The sequence below is a fragment of the Streptomyces sp. NPDC057565 genome (genome assembly GCF_042801455.1).
In the GTDB taxonomy this organism is placed as follows: domain Bacteria; phylum Actinomycetota; class Actinomycetes; order Streptomycetales; family Streptomycetaceae; genus Streptomyces; species Streptomyces yanii.
This window is the reverse complement of sequence record NZ_JBHVFU010000009.1, coordinates 16,856-33,063: the sequence shown is the minus strand read 5'-3', so window position 1 is coordinate 33,063 and position 16,208 is coordinate 16,856. Positions and strand designations below refer to the sequence as shown.

Below are 16,208 nucleotides of genomic sequence, written 5' to 3'. Positions count from 1 at the left end.
AGAGACCGTGCACGATCTGCCTGCCGTCTTCCTGTCTGTGCCCTCGTCCGCGCCCGCTCAGCGCAGCTCTTCCGGGCACGGGGTGCCGGGCGAGAGCTGGTACGGCGCCGCCAGCCGGTACACCCCGGCGCGCGGCGCGAGCAGTTCCGTCCACTCGTCGCCGTCCGCGTCCTCGTCCACCTTGATCAGGCAGCCGTTGGTGTTGACGAAGGTCCGCGGGCTGTCCTGGTCCGTGCGCTGCTTGGACGCCTCGGTCTCCTGCGGGCGTTCCACGCTCTTGCCCTCGTCGTCGACCAGGGCGAGCCAGCGCGAGTACGGAATCCGGATCAGCACCCGGCCCGCCCGCTTCACATGGATGGTCAGCTCGCCCGCACCGGCCCGGTCGACGGTCGCCGGCGGATCGGCCAGCGGCACCGGGCTGTCGACCTCGAAGAGCTGCCAGTTGGAGTCGGACCAGACCTTGCGCAGATACGGCTGCCCCTTCCGGACGAGCTCCGCCTCCTGCACCGCGCCGGTGGCGTCCGGTTCTCCCTTGGGCAGCACCACGTAGTGCACGGCCCAGCGGTCGAGCCACTGGCGGTAGTTCACAGGGTTCAGGGTGTCGTCGTAGAAGAGCGGGTTGCGCTCCATGTCGGCCTGCCGGTTCCAGCCGCGGGCCAGGTTGACGTACGGCGCGAGCGCGGACGCCTCCCGGTGGCTGCTGGCGGGCACCACCTCGACCCTGCCCCGCTCCGCGCCGATGGTCTGGAGCTCGTTGACGAGCGGCGCCAATTCGCGCGTCCAGGAGGCGGCGGGGGCGGTGCGGACGATGTCGTCGGCACCCTTGATACCGATCCAGACGTTCATGCCGACGAACGCGAGGAGGAGCGCGTACCAGCGGCGGGATCGCGGCACCGCGTACGGCAGCGCGGCAAGCAGCGCCACCCCGGCGAACAGCATCGCCATCCGCGTGACGTTCGACCCTATCTGCGAATCGATCACATAGGTCAGCAGCGTCCCGACCCCGTAGACGGCAGCGGCGGTACGGACCGTGCTCCACTCGCGGGGCACGAGGAAGAAGACGAGGACGGCGAAGAGGAACGGCAACGACAGCGTCGCGATCGACATCGGCTGTGTACCCGAGAACGGGAACAGCCATGAGGACAGCGCCACCACCGCGACCGGTGCCAGTCCCAGCGCGTACGCCCCCGGGCGCCGCTTGTTCAGGAACAGCGCCGCCGCCACCACGCCGAGGAAAAGTCCCGCGACAGGGCTGCCCGCGGTGGCGAGACCGGCGAGCGGCGCGGTGACGGCCGCCTTCGCCCAGCGCTTGTGGCGCCACCGGTACGGCCAGCAGAACACCGCGGCCACCGCGCCCAGGGCGAACATCATGCCGAGCCCGAACGTCACCCGCCCGGACATTGCGTTGCACAGGAACGCGAACACCCCGGCGAGCGAGCAGGCGAGCGGGTTACGGACGGCCGGGACCCGGACCAGGATCAGCGCGGTCAGCCCCGCCGACACCGTCCCGGCGATCATCATCGTCGTACGGACGCCGAGCACCGACATCAGATACGGCGACACGACGCTGTACGAGACGGGGTGCATGCCCCCGTACCAGGCGAGGTTGTACGCGGTGCCCGGATGCCGGCCGACGAACTCGGCCCAGGCATCCTGCGCCGCGAGGTCGCCGCCGCTGTTCGCGAAGAAGAAGAACCAGAGGATGTGGGTGACCGCGGCGGCCGCCGTCGCGATGGTGACGGGGTGACGCAGCAGCCGCTGGGCGCGGGTCCGCCGCGGCACCTCGGCCCGGGGTTCGGGGGTACGCGGGGCCGGCAGCCGGACGCCTGTGTCCCCGCCACCGCTGCCGCTCGTCACGTCGCCTCGCACATCGCTGCTCCCGGCCGCTGTACGGCCGGATCTCGGCTCCGCGGTGGTCACTACGGTCTCTCCCCGTCTCCGCCGGCCCCGTACCCCTGTCCCCGTACTTCGTGCCCGTGCCCCCCGTGCCCCCATTCGGTACACGTGTGAGGACGCGGTCCGGCGCTGCCCGGTTGTCCGGGGACGCTAACACGTGCGCAACGGGAAAGGGGGTGCCGGGATCGGCACCCCCTTCCCCGGCCCGCGTCAGCTGATGCGGGTCAGCTTCTGGCCGAAGCCGGGCTCCGCCAGATCGCTCTGCAGCGCCACCGCGACCTTCACCTGACTGGTCCCCTCACCGACGGTGAGCGTGCCCACATGGGTTCCGGCGGCCGCCGAGTGCGGGATCGTCCCCCCGTCGTCGGTCAGTTCGATCCTGACCGTCAGACCGGGCCAGCCGACCGCCTCCACGTCCTCGGTCGCGACGACCGGGACCGTACCTCCGAGCCCGTCGTCGACCCTGCCGACGACATCGCCCTTCTTGACGACCTTCCCGCTCTTCAGCAGGTCCTCCGTCGCGACCATCACTTCCTTGCTGACCGCGTTGACCGTGTCGATGATGGGCGGCCTGTGCTGGCCCAGCACCGCGCCGACGATCAGCTGATCGGTGTCGCCGATCATTTTGTGCGCGGCGAAGAGCAGGTTGCCGCCGGCCTTGGTGGTGGAGCCGGTCTTGATGCCGAGCGCGCCGTTGTACGGGACGAGGGTGTTGTAGTTCCGCCAGTTCCTGCCCGACGGGTCGGTCCACGAGGGCAGCTGCGTGATCGCCATCAACGCCGGGATCTCCACCAGCTTCTGACCGAGCTTCACCTGGTCCTCGGCCGAACTCACCGTCGTCTCCTTGAGCCCGGACGGGTCGGTGTATGTGGTGTTCTTCATGCCGAGCGACTTGGCGGTGTCGTTCATCTTCTTGACGAACGCCTGCTCGGAACCCGCGTCCCAGCGCGCGAGCAGCCGCGCGATGTTGTTGGCGGACGGGATCATTATGGCGGCCAGGGCCTGCTGCTCGGTGAGTTTGTCGCCGGCCTTCACGGTGTTGAGGGTCGACTCGCCCGCCGAGTCCAGCTTGCCGTCCGACTCCGCCTTGGCGTCGACCGTGATGGACGGACCCGCCTTGCCCTTCTTCAGCGGGTGGTCCTTGAGGACGACGTACGCGGTCATCGCCTTGGCCACACTGCCGATCGGCACGGCCTTCTGCTCGCCGAACGAGTCCACTGTGCCGAGACCGGTCGCCGCCATGTAGCCCTGGCCCTCGCTCGGCCACGGCAGCGACGGCTTCCCGCCCTCGAAGGTGTACGTCGGCTTCGCCGTCAGCTGCAGCTCGGGGGCCGGCAACGGGCGCACGGCCTGCACGATCGCAAATACGACCAGGAGGAGCAGGACCAGCGGGGTCCAGATCTTGACCCGGCGAACGGCGGTACGGACCGGCGTCTCCGGGGGCGGGGGCGTGTTCGTCAGCTCGGCCAGCAGGTCGAGCGGCGGCCTGGGCGGCATCGGCTGCTGCCGGGTGCGCTCGGCTCCGCTGAGCGAGGGAGCGGGGGCCGAGGCAGAGCTCGGCCGGGCGGCCGGGGCGGCTGCGGATCCAGTCGTCTCGGGCTTGCGGGGCGCCGGGGCGGGGCGGGCGTCGTCGCGGCGGAGCGGTACGAACTGGCTGGTGCGCTCGGCGGGGCTCTCGGACTCCGGCTTCTCCTCGGGCTTCGCCGAGGGGCGGGTGACCTTCAGCGCGGTCGTCGGCTGGTCGATCCGGTCGCGCCGGATCGCCTTGAAGACGGCCGTGGGCTGATCGATTCCGCGCTTGTCCGCAGGGGGCTCGGTGCCGTCGGCGTCCTCGGCAGGGTCCGCGACGTCCGCGCCGGTGACCTCGGCGCCCTTGGCCGCGTCGTCATCGGCGTCGTCATCGGCGTCGTCGGCCGCCGCGGGTTCGCTGTCACCGGCGTCGCCGGCGTCCTCGGCGGGGTCCACGACGTCGGCGTCCGCACCCTTGGCCGCGTCGCCACCGGCGTCGTCGGCCGCCGCGGGCTCGCTGTCACCGGCGCTCTTGTTGCCCTCGGAGTCCGTCGCGTCTTCGGAGACCTCGGAGTCCGAGGCACGGTTCTCCTCGCGCCCCTCGGAGACACGGGTCTCGTCGGAGGCGTCGCCGGAGACCGCAGGCTCGTCCTCGTCCTCGTCCTCGCCCTCGCCCTCGTCCGCATCAGTGGTTGCGGCTGCGTCCTCGTCAGCGGCTGCGGCTGCGGCTGCGGCATCACCGGACGCCGCAGGCTTGTCGGCGGCCTCGTCATCCGCATCGTGATGGGTGTCGGCGTCTGCTTCCGCGGCGTCGTCCGCCACTTCAGCCGCATCCGCCGCGTCCGCGCTCGATGCAGCCGCTTCGTCCGCGGTCGCGTCGGCGGAGTCCGTCGCGCTCTCGCCCGCCTCGTCCGCCGGCGCGGGCGTGTCGCTCTCCGCGACCGTCTCGGGCTTCGCAGCGTCATCGGCGTCATCGTCGGCCTCGGCGGCCTCGGGTTCCTCGGCAGCAGCGCCTGCGGCGTCCTCGTCACCCTTCCCCACCCACGCAGCCACCGCCGCACGCAGCCGCGCGTCGCCCTCCTCGGGCTCGGCGGGCCCGGATGGCGTGGAGGCCGCCTCGGGGCCCTCAGAGGCGTTCTCCGTGCCCTCGACGCCCTCGGCGTGCTCCGCGTCCTCACCGTTCTCGACCGGCTTCGTACGGAAGACCGCCGTCGCCGTGTCCTGCTTGCCGCCGGACTCCGCCGGGGAGGCCGGTTCACGGAAGACGGCAAGCCGCGGATCGCCTTCGCTCCGAGCCGTTCCCGACGACTTCTGCTGCTCCGACTTGTCGGGGGACTCGCCCGCCACCGATGCCTCCTCCTGCGCTGCGGGGTCCCCCCCGCGCTGTCCGAACCATCTACCAGTGTCCTGTGTGAACCCTCGGCCGCGCTGCTAGACGAGAACGACATACCTACTGGTTCCCGTACGAAGCACCCAGGCACTCTCGACAGACCAATGTGAGAGGGGTCACCCTGTCATTCATCCACGCGGGGAGGCATGGATGGGCAGGAGCCGCAGAACAATTCCGGAGGAGCTTCTGCTGCTCGCTCTGGACCCGACCACGGGTACCACAGCGCAGCCGCAGTCGCTCGACCTCGGCCTCGCCGGAGCTCAGCTAGTGGAGCTGGCTCTGGCAGGACGGATAGCCCCTGACGGGGATCGTATCGCCGTGGTGATGCCACGGCCGACAGGAGATCCGACACTGGACTCCGCACTGGAACTGCTGCGCCGACGCGGCAGCCCGGTTCGGGCCGTCCACTGGATAGGCGGGCCCCGACTGGGGTTGCGCCAGACCTATCTCTCGCATCTGGAGCGGTGCGGCATGGTGCATGCCGTGGCGGGCCAGATGTGCGGGGTTCTGCCGACGACTCGCTACCAGGCGACGGACACGGCGATCAGCCGGGAGATCAGATCCCGGCTGGACAGTGCGATCCGCACCGGTGTACCGCCGGACCCGCGGACCGCGGCGCTCGCCGCACTGGCCCACGCGGTCGGACTCGGCAAGCACCTCTACCCCGGGAACGAGGGGCGCTCATCGCGCTCCCGGCTCCGGGACCTGATCAGACACGACCCGATGGGCGGTCTCGTGGCGCACGCCGTGATGGACGTCCAGAACGGGGCGATCGCCCAGCCGCGCCGCAACCAGGCGGCGGGAGGGCCGTTGCAACCGCAAGTGCAGTCGCAGTCCCGTCGCGACAGCATGGTGCACACCGTTGCCCACTAGGGCAGCGCACCGCACCACCGCACCAACAGAACCGCATACCGCCGCACCGACGTCCCCAAGACCCGGTTCGGGAGCCGCACCACGCGCGGGGCAGCCGTCCACCGGCTGCCCCGCGCGCCTGCGTGTGGCCATTTCCCAGCGCAACCGGCCCCACGGGTGGCAATCTGCTGAGCAGTAGATACGCACAGCTACACAGCCGGAGGTGCCGTTTCCGTGCCGTCCAACGTCAATCCCACCGTCAGGCGACGCCGGTTGGGCCAGGAATTGCGCCGACTGCGCGAACTCAAGGGCATGACGGCCGAGGAGGTGGCGGAGCGACTGCTGGTCTCGCAGTCGAAAATCAGCCGCCTGGAGAACGGCCGCCGTTCGATCAGCCAGCGCGATGTCCGCGATCTCTGCGGGGTGTACGAGGTCGAGGACCACCGGATCGTCGACTCGCTCATGCAGATGGCCAAGGACTCCCGCCAGCAGGGCTGGTGGCATGCCTTCGGCGACATCCCGTACAGCGTCTACATCGGTCTGGAGACCGACGCCGAGTCACTGCGGGTGTACGAACCGCAGGTGGTCCCCGGCCTGTTGCAGACCCGGAGTTACGCCGAGGCACTGATCAACGGCGCGCTGCCGGAGGCACCGCAGACCGACATCGACAAGCGCGTCAGCGTCCGTGCGCGCCGCCAGGACCGGATCACCACCCAGGAGGGGCCGCTGCGGCTCTGGGCGGTCGTCGACGAGGCCGCGCTGCGCCGGATGGTCGGTGGCAGGCAGGTCATGATCGAGCAGCTGGAACAGCTCGTCGAGCTGTCGCACCTGCCCCATGTGACGATTCAGGTGCTGCCGTTCGACATGGGCGCCCACCCGGGCATCAACGGGCAGTACGCCATTCTGGAATTCCCGGATACCGCGGACTCCAGCGTCGTCTATATCGAGGGCGTCACCAGCGACCTCTATCTGGAGAAAGCCAATGATGTGCATCGGTACAGCGTCATGTACGAGCACTTGCGGGCGCAGGCACTGAACGTGGAGCAGACCCGGCACTACATCGCCGACATCGCGAAGACGTACGCCCAGCTCAGCACCGACTGACCGACTGAACCAGAAATTCCGCAAAGTCCGGTATGCGGGAAAAGGAACGATGTTAAGGGTGAGGCGACGGCACGGTACACCGTCGCCGCATCAAAGCGGAAGACCCGTATGGAATATGCCATCCGGTCGAGTGAACACCCCTCTCACCCAGCGATGTTGGCGAGTAGCGTCGATCACGCCAACAGATGCGCAGTTGGTGCGAGTCACACAACTCTCTGAATCCGAACCGGAGTGAACATGGCTATTCGTCAGGGCGCCACGGACAATTGGACGAAGTCGTCGTATTCCGGGGGCAACGGCGCTTGCGTCGAGGTCAAGTCCCCCCTCGTCCAGTCGATTGCGGTCCGCGACTCGAAGGCCCCCGAGGGCCCTTCGATCACCTTCGTGCCCGGTGCGTGGAATGCCTTTGTGTCCGACATCGCCAAGGGCTCCGTCGACGTCTGACCCATGCCCACCCACAGAATGCGGTGCGGCACCGAAACGGTGCCGCAGGAGGCCCTCTCGACCGGTCCGCCGTCCTGGCCGAGGGGGCCCACCGCCGGACGGTCCGTTCAGCGCAGCTGATTCACGTACCTGTCCGTGCCGGGCACGGTCGGGATGAACGGCGCCACCAACTCCACCCGCCCCAGGCCGGATTCCGCAACCGCCGCGTCGAGACCGGTGAAGTGCTCCGCCCAGCACTCCCGCGGGTCCTCCTGGAGGAACCAGAGCAGGGTGAGCCGGGTGTCGACGCCCTCGACCTGCTTCACATAGGTCATCCGGTCACCCGGCAGCGGCGTGGGGCGGAAGACGGTCACCATCGCCGCCGGTGAGCCGCCGAGCCGCTTCGGCAGATGCCGGGAGCGCAGCCATTCCAGCAGCTCCGACCGCTGCCCGGCCCCTTCGGCGTCGATCACCTGCAGCACGAGCCCGCGGTACGGGTGGTCGAGGGCGTGATGGTCCCGGGGGCCGGCGGCGCCGTCCCGGTAGACCGTCGCCTCGTGGTCCTGGAACGCGGTGAACACATGCGTGCGGTCCTGATAGACCCGGCCGTCCCGGTTCAGCCGCTTGTTGATCCCGACAGTCCACTTCATGTGGTCGTCGTAGCGCCCGTCCGTCACCCAGTACGTGGACAGATAGCACCCGGCGCCGACCGGCTGCGCGACCGCGGACTTCTCCGGATAACGCAGCTCCTGGAGCTCCCGGGTGGCCACCCAGCGCCGCCCGGCGAACATCCAGGGCATCGCCATGGCGCCCGCGTAGTAGTGGTCGTCCTCGTACCAGCGGTTGTACGCGTACTCATGGCCCGGGTGCGGTTCCACCATGGTGATCAGCGCGTGGCCGGGATGGACTCCGTACGGCCCCAGCGCGGCCAGTTCGGCGTACGTATCGCTGCGCGTCTCGTCGCTCATGCCGTTCCCCTTCCGTACTCCGCTGCAGCGTCCTACTCTGACGCCCCGTCAGAAGAACTGCCAGAGCCGGGAGGCACCCGATGCTGCTCGCGGGGAAGACCGTCATCGTGTCCGGTGTGGGCGCCGGGCTGGGTCATCAGATCGCAGCGACGGTGGTACGGGACGGCGGGAGCGCCGTCCTCGGAGCGCGTACCGCGGCCAATCTCGCCAAGTCGGCCGCCGAGATCGATCCCGGGGGCCGGCACACGGCCCATCAGGCCACCGACATCACCGACGAGGCGCAGTGCGAGGCGCTCGCCGGGCTGGCGCTGAGGCGGTTCGGGCGGATCGACGCGGTGGTCCATGTCGCGGCCTGGGACAGCTACTTCGGCGGGGTCGAGGACGCGGACCTCGCCACCTGGCAGTCGGTGATCGACGTCAATCTGCTCGGCACGCTGCGGATGACGCGCGCCTGCCTGCCCGGACTGAAGGAGCGGGGAGGCTCCGTCGTCGTCATCGGCACGCAGTCGTCGGTCGCCGCGCCCTCCCAGGTGCAGCAGGCGGCGTACGCGGCGTCGAAGGGCGCGCTCACCTCGGCGATGTACTCCATGGCGCGGGAATTCGGTCCGCACCGGATCCGCGTGAACACCGTGCTGCCCGGCTGGATGTGGGGTCCGCCGGTGCAGGCGTACGTGCAGTTCACCGCGCACACCGAGGGCGTGCCGGAGGCCGAGGTGCTGGGCAGGCTCACCGAACGGATGGCGCTGCCGGAGCTGGCCACGGACGGCGATGTGGCGGAGGCGGCGGTGTTCCTGGCCTCCGACCGGGCCCGGGCGATCACCGGGCAGTCCCTACTGGTCAACGCCGGCGAACTGATGCGCTGAGGCGCCGCGGCGACGAGGGCGCTGATGCGCCGATACCGGCAGCGGCGATCGGCGACAGTCCCGGTTCCCCTCGGTCCCTCCTGTTCTCCCGCTCTCCTCCTCTCGGCCGCACGGGACCCGCATCCCGTGCGGTCTTTCTGCGCTCTCCAGTGCTCGTGATTGCTCTGCACAGCCTGACGAAGTGCCCGCTCATCGTGTGGCCGCCGTCACGTTCACGACAACGCCCCATTAGGTCAAGAACGAGTAAAATCGTTCGACTTACTGATTGATGTTCACATCCCTGATCGCCGAAGACCTTGACCGAGGGACCGAGCAGGCGGTTCAATCCCCAATGTCCCCGCTCCCGCACGGGGCCCCGCTGGGCGGCCGTACTGACGAAGTGCGCACCCCGTTCACAAGGCGGACCCCAGGAGGGGGCACATGAACAGTCTCGACTGGGTCGTGCTCATCGGCTACTTCGGCGTGATGATCGCGATCGGACTCTGGTCCCACAAGCGTGTGGACAACGTCAGCGACTTCTTCACGGCCGGCGGCAAGATGCCGTGGTGGCTGTCCGGCATCTCGCACCACATGTCCGGCTACAGCGCCGTGATGTTCACCGGGTACGCCGGTATCGCCTACCAGTACGGCGTCACGTCGTTCGTGACCTGGTCGCTGCCGATCGCCATCGGCATCGGCATCGGCGCCCAGCTCTTCGCGCCCCGGCTCAACCGGCTGCGCTCGCGGCTGCATGTCGCGTCGCCGCTCGAATACCTGAAGAACCGCTACAACATCCAGACGCAGCAGGCGCTCGCCTGGTCCGGTCTGCTGCTGAAGATCGTGGACGTCGGCGCCAAGTGGGCGGCCATCGCCACCCTGCTCTCCGTCTTCACGGGTATCACGATCACCCAGGGCATCTTCATCACCGGCTGCATCACGGCCGTCTACTGCACGGTCGGCGGCCTGTGGGCCGATGCCCTCACGGAGCTGGGACAGTTCGTCATCCAGCTCTTCGCCGGTATCGCGATGCTCGTCACCGCGATGATCAAGCTCGACGGCGTCAGCACCCTGTGGACGGTCTGGGACAAGCTGCCCGAGGGCCACACGAACCCGACGGCCGGCCCGTACACGGTGACCTTCCTGCTGGCGTACCTCTTCATCAAGACCTTCGAGTACAACGGCGGCATGTGGAACCAGGCCCAGCGCTACATGGCCACGGACTCCGCCGCCTCCGCGACCCGCTCGGCCCGGCTCTCCGCCGTGCTGTGGCTGGTCTGGCCGACGGTCCTGTTCTTCCCGATGTGGTGCGCCCCGCTGCTGGTCCACGCACAGAAGCCGGACGCCTCCGACAGCTACGCCCTGATGACCGAGCAGCTGCTGCCGCACGGTCTGCTGGGCCTGGTCGTCGTCGGCTTCTTCTCGCACACGATGGCCATGTGCTCCTCGGACGCCAACGCCATCTCGGCGGTCTTCACACGGGACATCGCCCCGGTCATCTCGAAGGCGGCCCGCAGCTGGAGCAGCCGTACGGGTCTGCTGGCGGCCCGAGTGTCCACGCTCGGCTTCCTCGGTCTGTCGATGGCGCTCGCCACCCAGATCAACTCGCCGACGTTCAAGGACATCATCTCCGTCGTCATCAAGTGGGTGGCCGGTCTGATGGGTCCGATCGCGATCCCGTTCATGCTGGGCCTGCTGCGCAGGTTCCGTAAGTCGGGCCCGACGGCCGCGCTCGTCAGCTGGGCGGCGGGTCTGCTGGCGTTCTACTTCACCAACTACAACTTCGACGGTTCGGTGAAGACGGATGTCGCGCTCCAGTACCAGGTGGCACTGCCGCTGGCGATCTCGCTGGTGCTCTACGTCCTGATCGGCTTCATCAAGCCCGAGGACACCCCGGAGCGCGACGCGCTGATCGAGAAGATCAACACGGACGGCGACGGGGACGCCGCGGGCGCAACGCTTCCGGCGCAGGCCGGTTCCGGCGACGCCGCGGTCGCGGAGGGTGTGAAGGACTGATCCCCTCAGCCAGGTGCGAGGGGCGGGGTACGGACGCGGCGGCGCCCGCACCCCGCCCCTTTCCCGTGCCGTCCGTACGCGGTCAGCCGCGCGGGTAGCGGGTCAGCCAGCCATGGGCGGCAGCCGACGGGCTGTGGAGCGCCGGTCCCTGGGTCATCTCCATGGCGAAGTCGTCGGCGAGTTCCAGGAGCGTGGCCCGGCCCTCCAGTTCGGCGAGCCAGGCGGGCGGCAGTGCGGTCTCGCCGTGCAGCACACCGAGCAGTACCCCGCAGAGCGCCCCGGTGGCCGCGGACGGGCCGCTGTGGTTCACCGCGAGCCGCAGCCCGTGTCGGACGTCCTCGCCGACCAGTGCGCAGTACACGGCGACGGCGAGGACCTCCTCGGCGGAGTCCGTGTCACCCAGCGCCTCGATGAGGGCCGGGCCCGGGATGCCCTGGCGCACGGAGCCGAGGGCCTGCTGCAGGGCGTCGGTGACCTGTTCGTGGCCGGGGCGCTCGGCGAGCAGCGCCAGGGCCTGCTGGACGGCGCCGTCCAGCGTCTCGCCGCGGGCCAGCCCGTGCACCACGACGGCGAGGGCGCCCGCGGACAGGAGGGCGGTGGGGTGGCCGTGGGTCTGGGCGGCGCATTCGACGGCCAGTTGCAGGACGAGCTGCGGTTCCCAGCCCACCAGCAGGCCGAAGGGGGCGGAGCGGGTGAGTGCGGCCGAGTCGCGCGCGGCAGGGTTCTTGGGCTGGTCGAGGGTGCCCATGGTGGTGTCGCCGAAGCCGTTGAGGCATTCGCGGGTGGGGGCACGGCGGGCGTAGAGCCACTCCTCCTGGGCGAGCCAGCCGTTCTCCGTGCGCCGCTCGTCCGGACCCCAGTCGCTCTGGGTGGCGGCCCAGCGCAGATGGGCACGGTGCACATCGGTGGGCGGGTGCCAGGCGCCGGTGTCGCGGCGGACCTGGGCGCGGATCAGTCCGTCGACGGTGAACAGGGTGAGCTGGGTGACGGCGGTGACCGCACCTCGTCTGCCGTGGACGGGCACGAAGTCGGTGACGGCCTCGACGCCATGGGCCGCGCGGATCTCTTCGAGCGAGAGTCCGCTGACGGCCGCGCCGAGCGCGTCGCCGATGGCACCGCCCAGCAGACAGCCGCGCACCCGGCTGCGGAAGTCCTGCTGTTCGGCGCGGCCCCAGATGGCTGTGGCTCCTGTGCTCACCGCGCCCCTTCCCCCGTCCGCGTACGACTGCGCAGCACTGTAATCGAACGGGAACGGCTGGTTCAGGGGCGGAACGGTATGTACGGAGTGGCTCCGGCGGTCACTTTTGAACAGCTATCTCCGAGGTCCCGGCCACGGTCGCGGACGCGGGACATCCGTGACCTGAAGCGGAACCTGCCCGGCGGCCGACGGCCACCCGCAGGCGTCCCCGGACGGCCGGGTGTCTCCGCCCGCTGCCCGGCCGGCGAACGCGGCCGGGCAGCGCGCGAACGGATCAGTCCGGCAGCACCGGCAGCAGCTCGGGGAGGTGTCCGTCGGACGTGGCTGCCGCCCGCTGCCGTTCCTCGGGGACTTCCCCGTACAGCGTGTTGCGCGGCTTCGCCGGCCGGCCCGCCAGTTCGGCGATGGCGACCAGGTCCTGGATCGAGCGGTACGAGCCGTAACTCGACCCCGCCATGCGGGAGATGGTCTCCTCCATCAGCGTGCCGCCCAGGTCGTTCGCACCGGAGCGGAGCATTTCGGCCGCGCCCTCCGTGCCGAGCTTGACCCAGCTGGTCTGGATGTTGGTGATGTGCGGGTGCAGCAGGAGCCGGGCCATGGCGGTGACGGCCCGGTTGTCACGGTCGGTCGGGCCCGGGCGGGCGATGCCCGCGAGGTAGACCGGCGCATTGGTGTGGATGAACGGCAGCGTCACGAACTCCGTGAAGCCACCGGTCTCCTGCTGGAGGCGGGCCAGGGTCCGCAGATGGCCGAGCCAGTGGCGGGGCTGGTCGACATGCCCGTACATCATGGTCGACGAGGAGCGCAGCCCCACCTCGTGGGCCGTCCTGATGACTTCCAGCCAGGTCGCCGTCGGCAGCTTCCCCTTGGTGAGGACCCAGCGGACCTCGTCGTCCAGGATCTCCGCCGCCGTGCCCGGGATCGAATCGAGCCCGGCCTCCTTCGCGGCGGTCAGCCAGTCGCGGATGGACATGCCGGTCCGGGTCGCGCCGTTGACGACCTCCATCGGGGAGAAGGCGTGCACATGCATGCCGGGGACGCGCTCCTTCACCGCCCGCGCGATGTCGAAGTACGCCGTGCCGGGCAGGTCCGGGTGGATGCCGCCCTGCATGCAGACCTCGACGGCACCGACGTCCCACGCCTGCGCGGCCCGGTCGGCGACCTGGTCCAGGGAGAGCGTGTACGCGTCGGCGTCGGTGCGCCGCTGGGCGAAGGCGCAAAACCGGCAGCCGGTGTAGCAGACGTTGGTGAAGTTGATGTTCCTGGTGACGATGTACGTGACGTCGTCACCGACCACGTCACGACGCAGCGTGTCCGCGATCCGGCACAGTTCGTCGAGCGCCGGGCCGTCCGCGTGGAGCAGGGCGAGGGCCTGGTCGTCGGTGAGCTTCGTCGGGTCGTCGGCGGCCCGGCCGAGCGCCGCCTTCACGTCGGTGTCGATCCTGGACGGGACCATTCCGGGGGCGGCGGCCTCGCGGAGTGCCTCCCAGTCCCCGTAGACCTCGTCGAAGTCGTCGCGGCGGTCGCCGGTTCGGCCCTCGGTGTCGATGGTGCGGTGCAGATCGGTGCGGCCGGAGGCGTTGAAGCCCTCGTCCGGCTCCTGCCACGGCAGACCGGCGGGGATCGCCTCTTCCTTCGCCAGCCCGGTCTCCGGGTCGGCGAGCGCCCGGACGTGCGGGAGGAGGCGGGGGTCGAGCCAGGGCTCGCCGCGCTGGATGAACTCCGGGTAGATGGTGAGCCGTTCACGGAGTTCGAAGCCCGACTCGGCCGTCTTCGCGGCGAGTTCGTCGATGTGCGGCCATGGACGCTCGGGGTTCACATGGTCCGGGGTGAGCGGTGAGACGCCGCCCCAGTCGTCGATCCCGGCGCCGATGAGCAGTGCGTACTCCGCGTCGACGAGGTTCGGCGGGGCCTGGATGCGGGCGGACGGGCCGAGAATGTGCCGGGCCACGGCAATGGCGGCGGCCAGTTCCTCCAGTTCGGCGTCCGGCATCCCGCGCATCGCCGTGTCCGGCTTGGCGCGGAAGTTCTGGACGATGACCTCCTGGATGCCGTGGTAGGCGCGGGCGGTCTTGCGCAGCTCGAAGAGGGAGTCGGCGCGCTCCTCGTACGACTCGCCGATCCCGATCAGGATGCCGGTCGTGAACGGGACGTTGGACCGGCCCGCGTCCTCCAGCACCCGCAGCCGTACCGCCGGCTCCTTGTCCGGGGAACCGTGGTGCGGGCCGCCCGGCTCGGACCACAGGCGGGTCGCCGTCGTCTCCAGCATCATGCCCATGGACGGGGCGACGGGCTTGAGGCGCTGGAGGTCGGTCCAGGTCAGCACGCCGGGGTTGAGGTGCGGAAGGAGTCCGGTCTCTTCGAGTACCCGGATCGCCATGGCGCGTACGTACGCGAGGGTGTCGTCGTATCCCTCGGCCTCAAGCCACTCCCGCGCCTCGGGCCAGCGGTCCTCGGGGCGGTCGCCGAGCGTGAACAGTGCTTCCTTGCAGCCCATGGCCGCGCCCTTGCGGGCGATGTCGAGAACCTCGTCGGGCGACAGGAACATCCCGTGCCCGGCCTTGCGGAGCTTGCCGGGGACAGTGACAAAGGTGCAGTAGTGGCACTTGTCGCGACAGAGCCGGGTCAGCGGGATGAAGACCTTGCGCGAGTACGTGATGACGCCCGGCCGACCCGCGGCTTCGAGGCCCGCGTCCCTCACCCGGGCGGCGGACGCGGCAAGGTCCGTCAGATCCTCGCCGCGTGCCTGGAGCAGGACGGCCGCCTCGGTCACATCGAGGGCGACACCGTCACGGGCCCGTTTGAGCGCGCGCCGCATGGAGTTGGTGGTCGGGCGTGCGCGCTGAGGATCGGTCATGACCCGAGCATACGAGCGAGGTGGGCGGGCCGATGAAGCCCGTCCGGGGTTCGGGGGCGAAACGAACGCCGCCGCCGTGGCCCGTCCGGCGACGCCCCGGCCCCGGGGCGCCCCCAGCCCGTCCGACTGAACGTCCCACCCGAGCAACGGTTCCGTCGTCGAACGCCGGACAGGCCGAAAAGGGCCTCCGGGCGCGCGCCCGGAGGCGAGGACCGGTTGTCAGTCCTCTTGGTCGGCGCGGAGCGACAGGTTCAGCCGGTCGCTCGCCAACCGCATGTGTTCGGCCATCGCCGCGTCCGCCGCCTCGGGATCGCCCGCCCGGATCGCGTCGAGCACCGCCCCGTGCTCATGGAGCGTCCCGCTCACCGTGCCCTCGATGTCGCCCGCCCGTTCCATCCAGACCTGGAGCAGCGCCCGGATGGAGTGCAGGATGTCGCTCAGCACCGTGTTGCGGGCGATGTTCGCGGTCTCCAGGTGGAACGCGATGTCGGCGTCGACGAACGCCTTGACGTCCGTGCCCGCCTCCCGCATCCGCGCCAGATGCCCTTCGAGCCGTTCGACGTCCGCCTGCTCCGCCCGTTCCGCGGCAAGGCGTGCGGACATGCCCTCCATGAACGTACGGACCTCCACGAGGTCCTGCGTACGGCGCTGACCGAGCATCAGGCCCCAGTTGATCGCCCGCGGCAGGAACTCCGACGTGCCGTCGCGCACGTACGACCCCGAGCCCGGCCGGATCTCGATGATGCCGAGCACGTCCAGTGCGGAGAGGGCGCCCCGGACGCTGGACCGGGCGACGCCGAGCGCCTCGGCGAGCTGCCGTTCGGCGGGCAGTCGAGTGCCTGGCTTCAGGTTGCCCTCGGAGAGGTGGTCGAGGAGCCGCTTGGCCACCTCGCTGACCGAGGACTCGCGTACGACGGGGCGCAGGAGCGAGGTGAAATCGGGCTCTTCGGGCTGCGTGGACACGTCGTCCAGTACATCAGACGTCTCCCGATGATCACGGGCCGGGCGGACCATATCGCGCTCATCGGTCCTTTTGGTGTGCTCGTCGGAGCGACGTACGTCACTTTGGTTAATTGGTGACCAATTTTGTTTTCAGGTCTAGCGTGTGAGCTGTTCGCCGGTCGGACCCGCCGCGGCTACTGCCGGCCCCGCCCGC

The 16,208-nt window shown here is 69.9% G+C and carries 11 protein-coding genes; 5 read left to right on the top strand and 6 right to left on the bottom strand.

Annotation, left to right across the window (positions count from 1 at the left end; genetic code table 11):
- Positions 1-57: 57 nt before the first annotated feature.
- Positions 58-1,920, bottom strand: a complete 1,863-nt coding sequence (locus ACFU8W_RS19325; RefSeq protein ID WP_384038507.1) for an MFS transporter — start codon at positions 1,918-1,920, stop codon at positions 58-60.
- 186 nt (positions 1,921-2,106) lie between these two features.
- Complete coding sequence (locus tag ACFU8W_RS19320) at positions 2,107-4,752, bottom strand: D-alanyl-D-alanine carboxypeptidase (protein ID WP_384038504.1); 2,646 nt, start codon at positions 4,750-4,752, stop codon at positions 2,107-2,109.
- Between the two features lie 193 nt (positions 4,753-4,945).
- On the opposite strand from ACFU8W_RS19320, the gene ACFU8W_RS19315 reads away from it, so the two are divergent.
- From ACFU8W_RS19315 to ACFU8W_RS19305, 3 genes are all read left to right on the top strand, one after another.
- Entirely contained in the window at positions 4,946-5,668 is a 723-nt protein-coding gene (locus tag ACFU8W_RS19315) for a GPP34 family phosphoprotein (RefSeq protein ID WP_266984623.1), read from the top strand.
- A gap of 213 nt (positions 5,669-5,881) precedes the next feature.
- Positions 5,882-6,751, top strand: coding sequence for a helix-turn-helix domain-containing protein (locus ACFU8W_RS19310; RefSeq protein WP_384038501.1), 870 nt, complete (start codon positions 5,882-5,884; stop codon positions 6,749-6,751).
- Positions 6,752-6,988: 237 nt separating this feature from the next.
- Positions 6,989-7,195 (top strand): DUF397 domain-containing protein, encoded by a 207-nt coding sequence (locus tag ACFU8W_RS19305; RefSeq protein WP_266984619.1) that lies wholly within the window; start codon positions 6,989-6,991, stop codon positions 7,193-7,195.
- Positions 7,196-7,302: 107 nt separating this feature from the next.
- Here the strand turns inward: ACFU8W_RS19305 and ACFU8W_RS19300 are convergent, their stop codons facing one another.
- On the bottom strand, positions 7,303-8,142 hold the full coding sequence (locus tag ACFU8W_RS19300) for a hypothetical protein (protein ID WP_384038498.1): 840 nt from the start codon (positions 8,140-8,142) through the stop codon (positions 7,303-7,305).
- 80 nt (positions 8,143-8,222) lie between these two features.
- On the opposite strand from ACFU8W_RS19300, the gene ACFU8W_RS19295 reads away from it, so the two are divergent.
- Positions 8,223-9,005: an SDR family oxidoreductase gene (locus ACFU8W_RS19295; protein ID WP_384038495.1), complete on the top strand. Its 783-nt coding sequence runs from the start codon at positions 8,223-8,225 to the stop codon at positions 9,003-9,005.
- A 420-nt stretch (positions 9,006-9,425) separates the two neighbouring features.
- Positions 9,426-10,997: a sodium:solute symporter family protein gene (locus ACFU8W_RS19290; RefSeq protein ID WP_384038492.1), complete on the top strand. Its 1,572-nt coding sequence runs from the start codon at positions 9,426-9,428 to the stop codon at positions 10,995-10,997.
- 82 nt (positions 10,998-11,079) lie between these two features.
- Here ACFU8W_RS19290 and ACFU8W_RS19285 read toward each other — a convergent pair whose 3' ends face one another.
- The 3 genes from ACFU8W_RS19285 to ACFU8W_RS19275 form a co-directional block, all read right to left on the bottom strand.
- Positions 11,080-12,195, bottom strand: coding sequence for an ADP-ribosylglycohydrolase family protein (locus ACFU8W_RS19285; RefSeq protein ID WP_384038489.1), 1,116 nt, complete (start codon positions 12,193-12,195; stop codon positions 11,080-11,082).
- A gap of 274 nt (positions 12,196-12,469) precedes the next feature.
- A complete protein-coding gene (locus tag ACFU8W_RS19280) occupies positions 12,470-15,052 on the bottom strand; it encodes a bifunctional FO biosynthesis protein CofGH (RefSeq protein WP_384038487.1) in 2,583 nt (860 codons plus the stop codon).
- A gap of 219 nt (positions 15,053-15,271) precedes the next feature.
- Entirely contained in the window at positions 15,272-16,015 is a 744-nt protein-coding gene (locus ACFU8W_RS19275; protein ID WP_345517629.1) for a FadR/GntR family transcriptional regulator, read from the bottom strand.
- Positions 16,016-16,208: the final 193 nt, after the last annotated feature.

Bases quoted from the DNA above. Each gene is read 5' to 3' on its own strand.
- ACFU8W_RS19280 (WP_384038487.1), bottom strand. From the start codon at position 15,052: ATGACCGATCCTCAGCGCGCACGCCCGACCACCAACTCCATGCGGCGC.
- ACFU8W_RS19315 (WP_266984623.1), top strand. From the start codon at position 4,946: ATGGGCAGGAGCCGCAGAACAATTCCGGAGGAGCTTCTGCTGCTCGCT.
- ACFU8W_RS19290 (WP_384038492.1), top strand. From the start codon at position 9,426: ATGAACAGTCTCGACTGGGTCGTGCTCATCGGCTACTTCGGCGTGATG.
- ACFU8W_RS19305 (WP_266984619.1), top strand. From the start codon at position 6,989: ATGGCTATTCGTCAGGGCGCCACGGACAATTGGACGAAGTCGTCGTAT.
- ACFU8W_RS19295 (WP_384038495.1), top strand. From the start codon at position 8,223: ATGCTGCTCGCGGGGAAGACCGTCATCGTGTCCGGTGTGGGCGCCGGG.
- ACFU8W_RS19300 (WP_384038498.1), bottom strand. From the start codon at position 8,142: ATGAGCGACGAGACGCGCAGCGATACGTACGCCGAACTGGCCGCGCTG.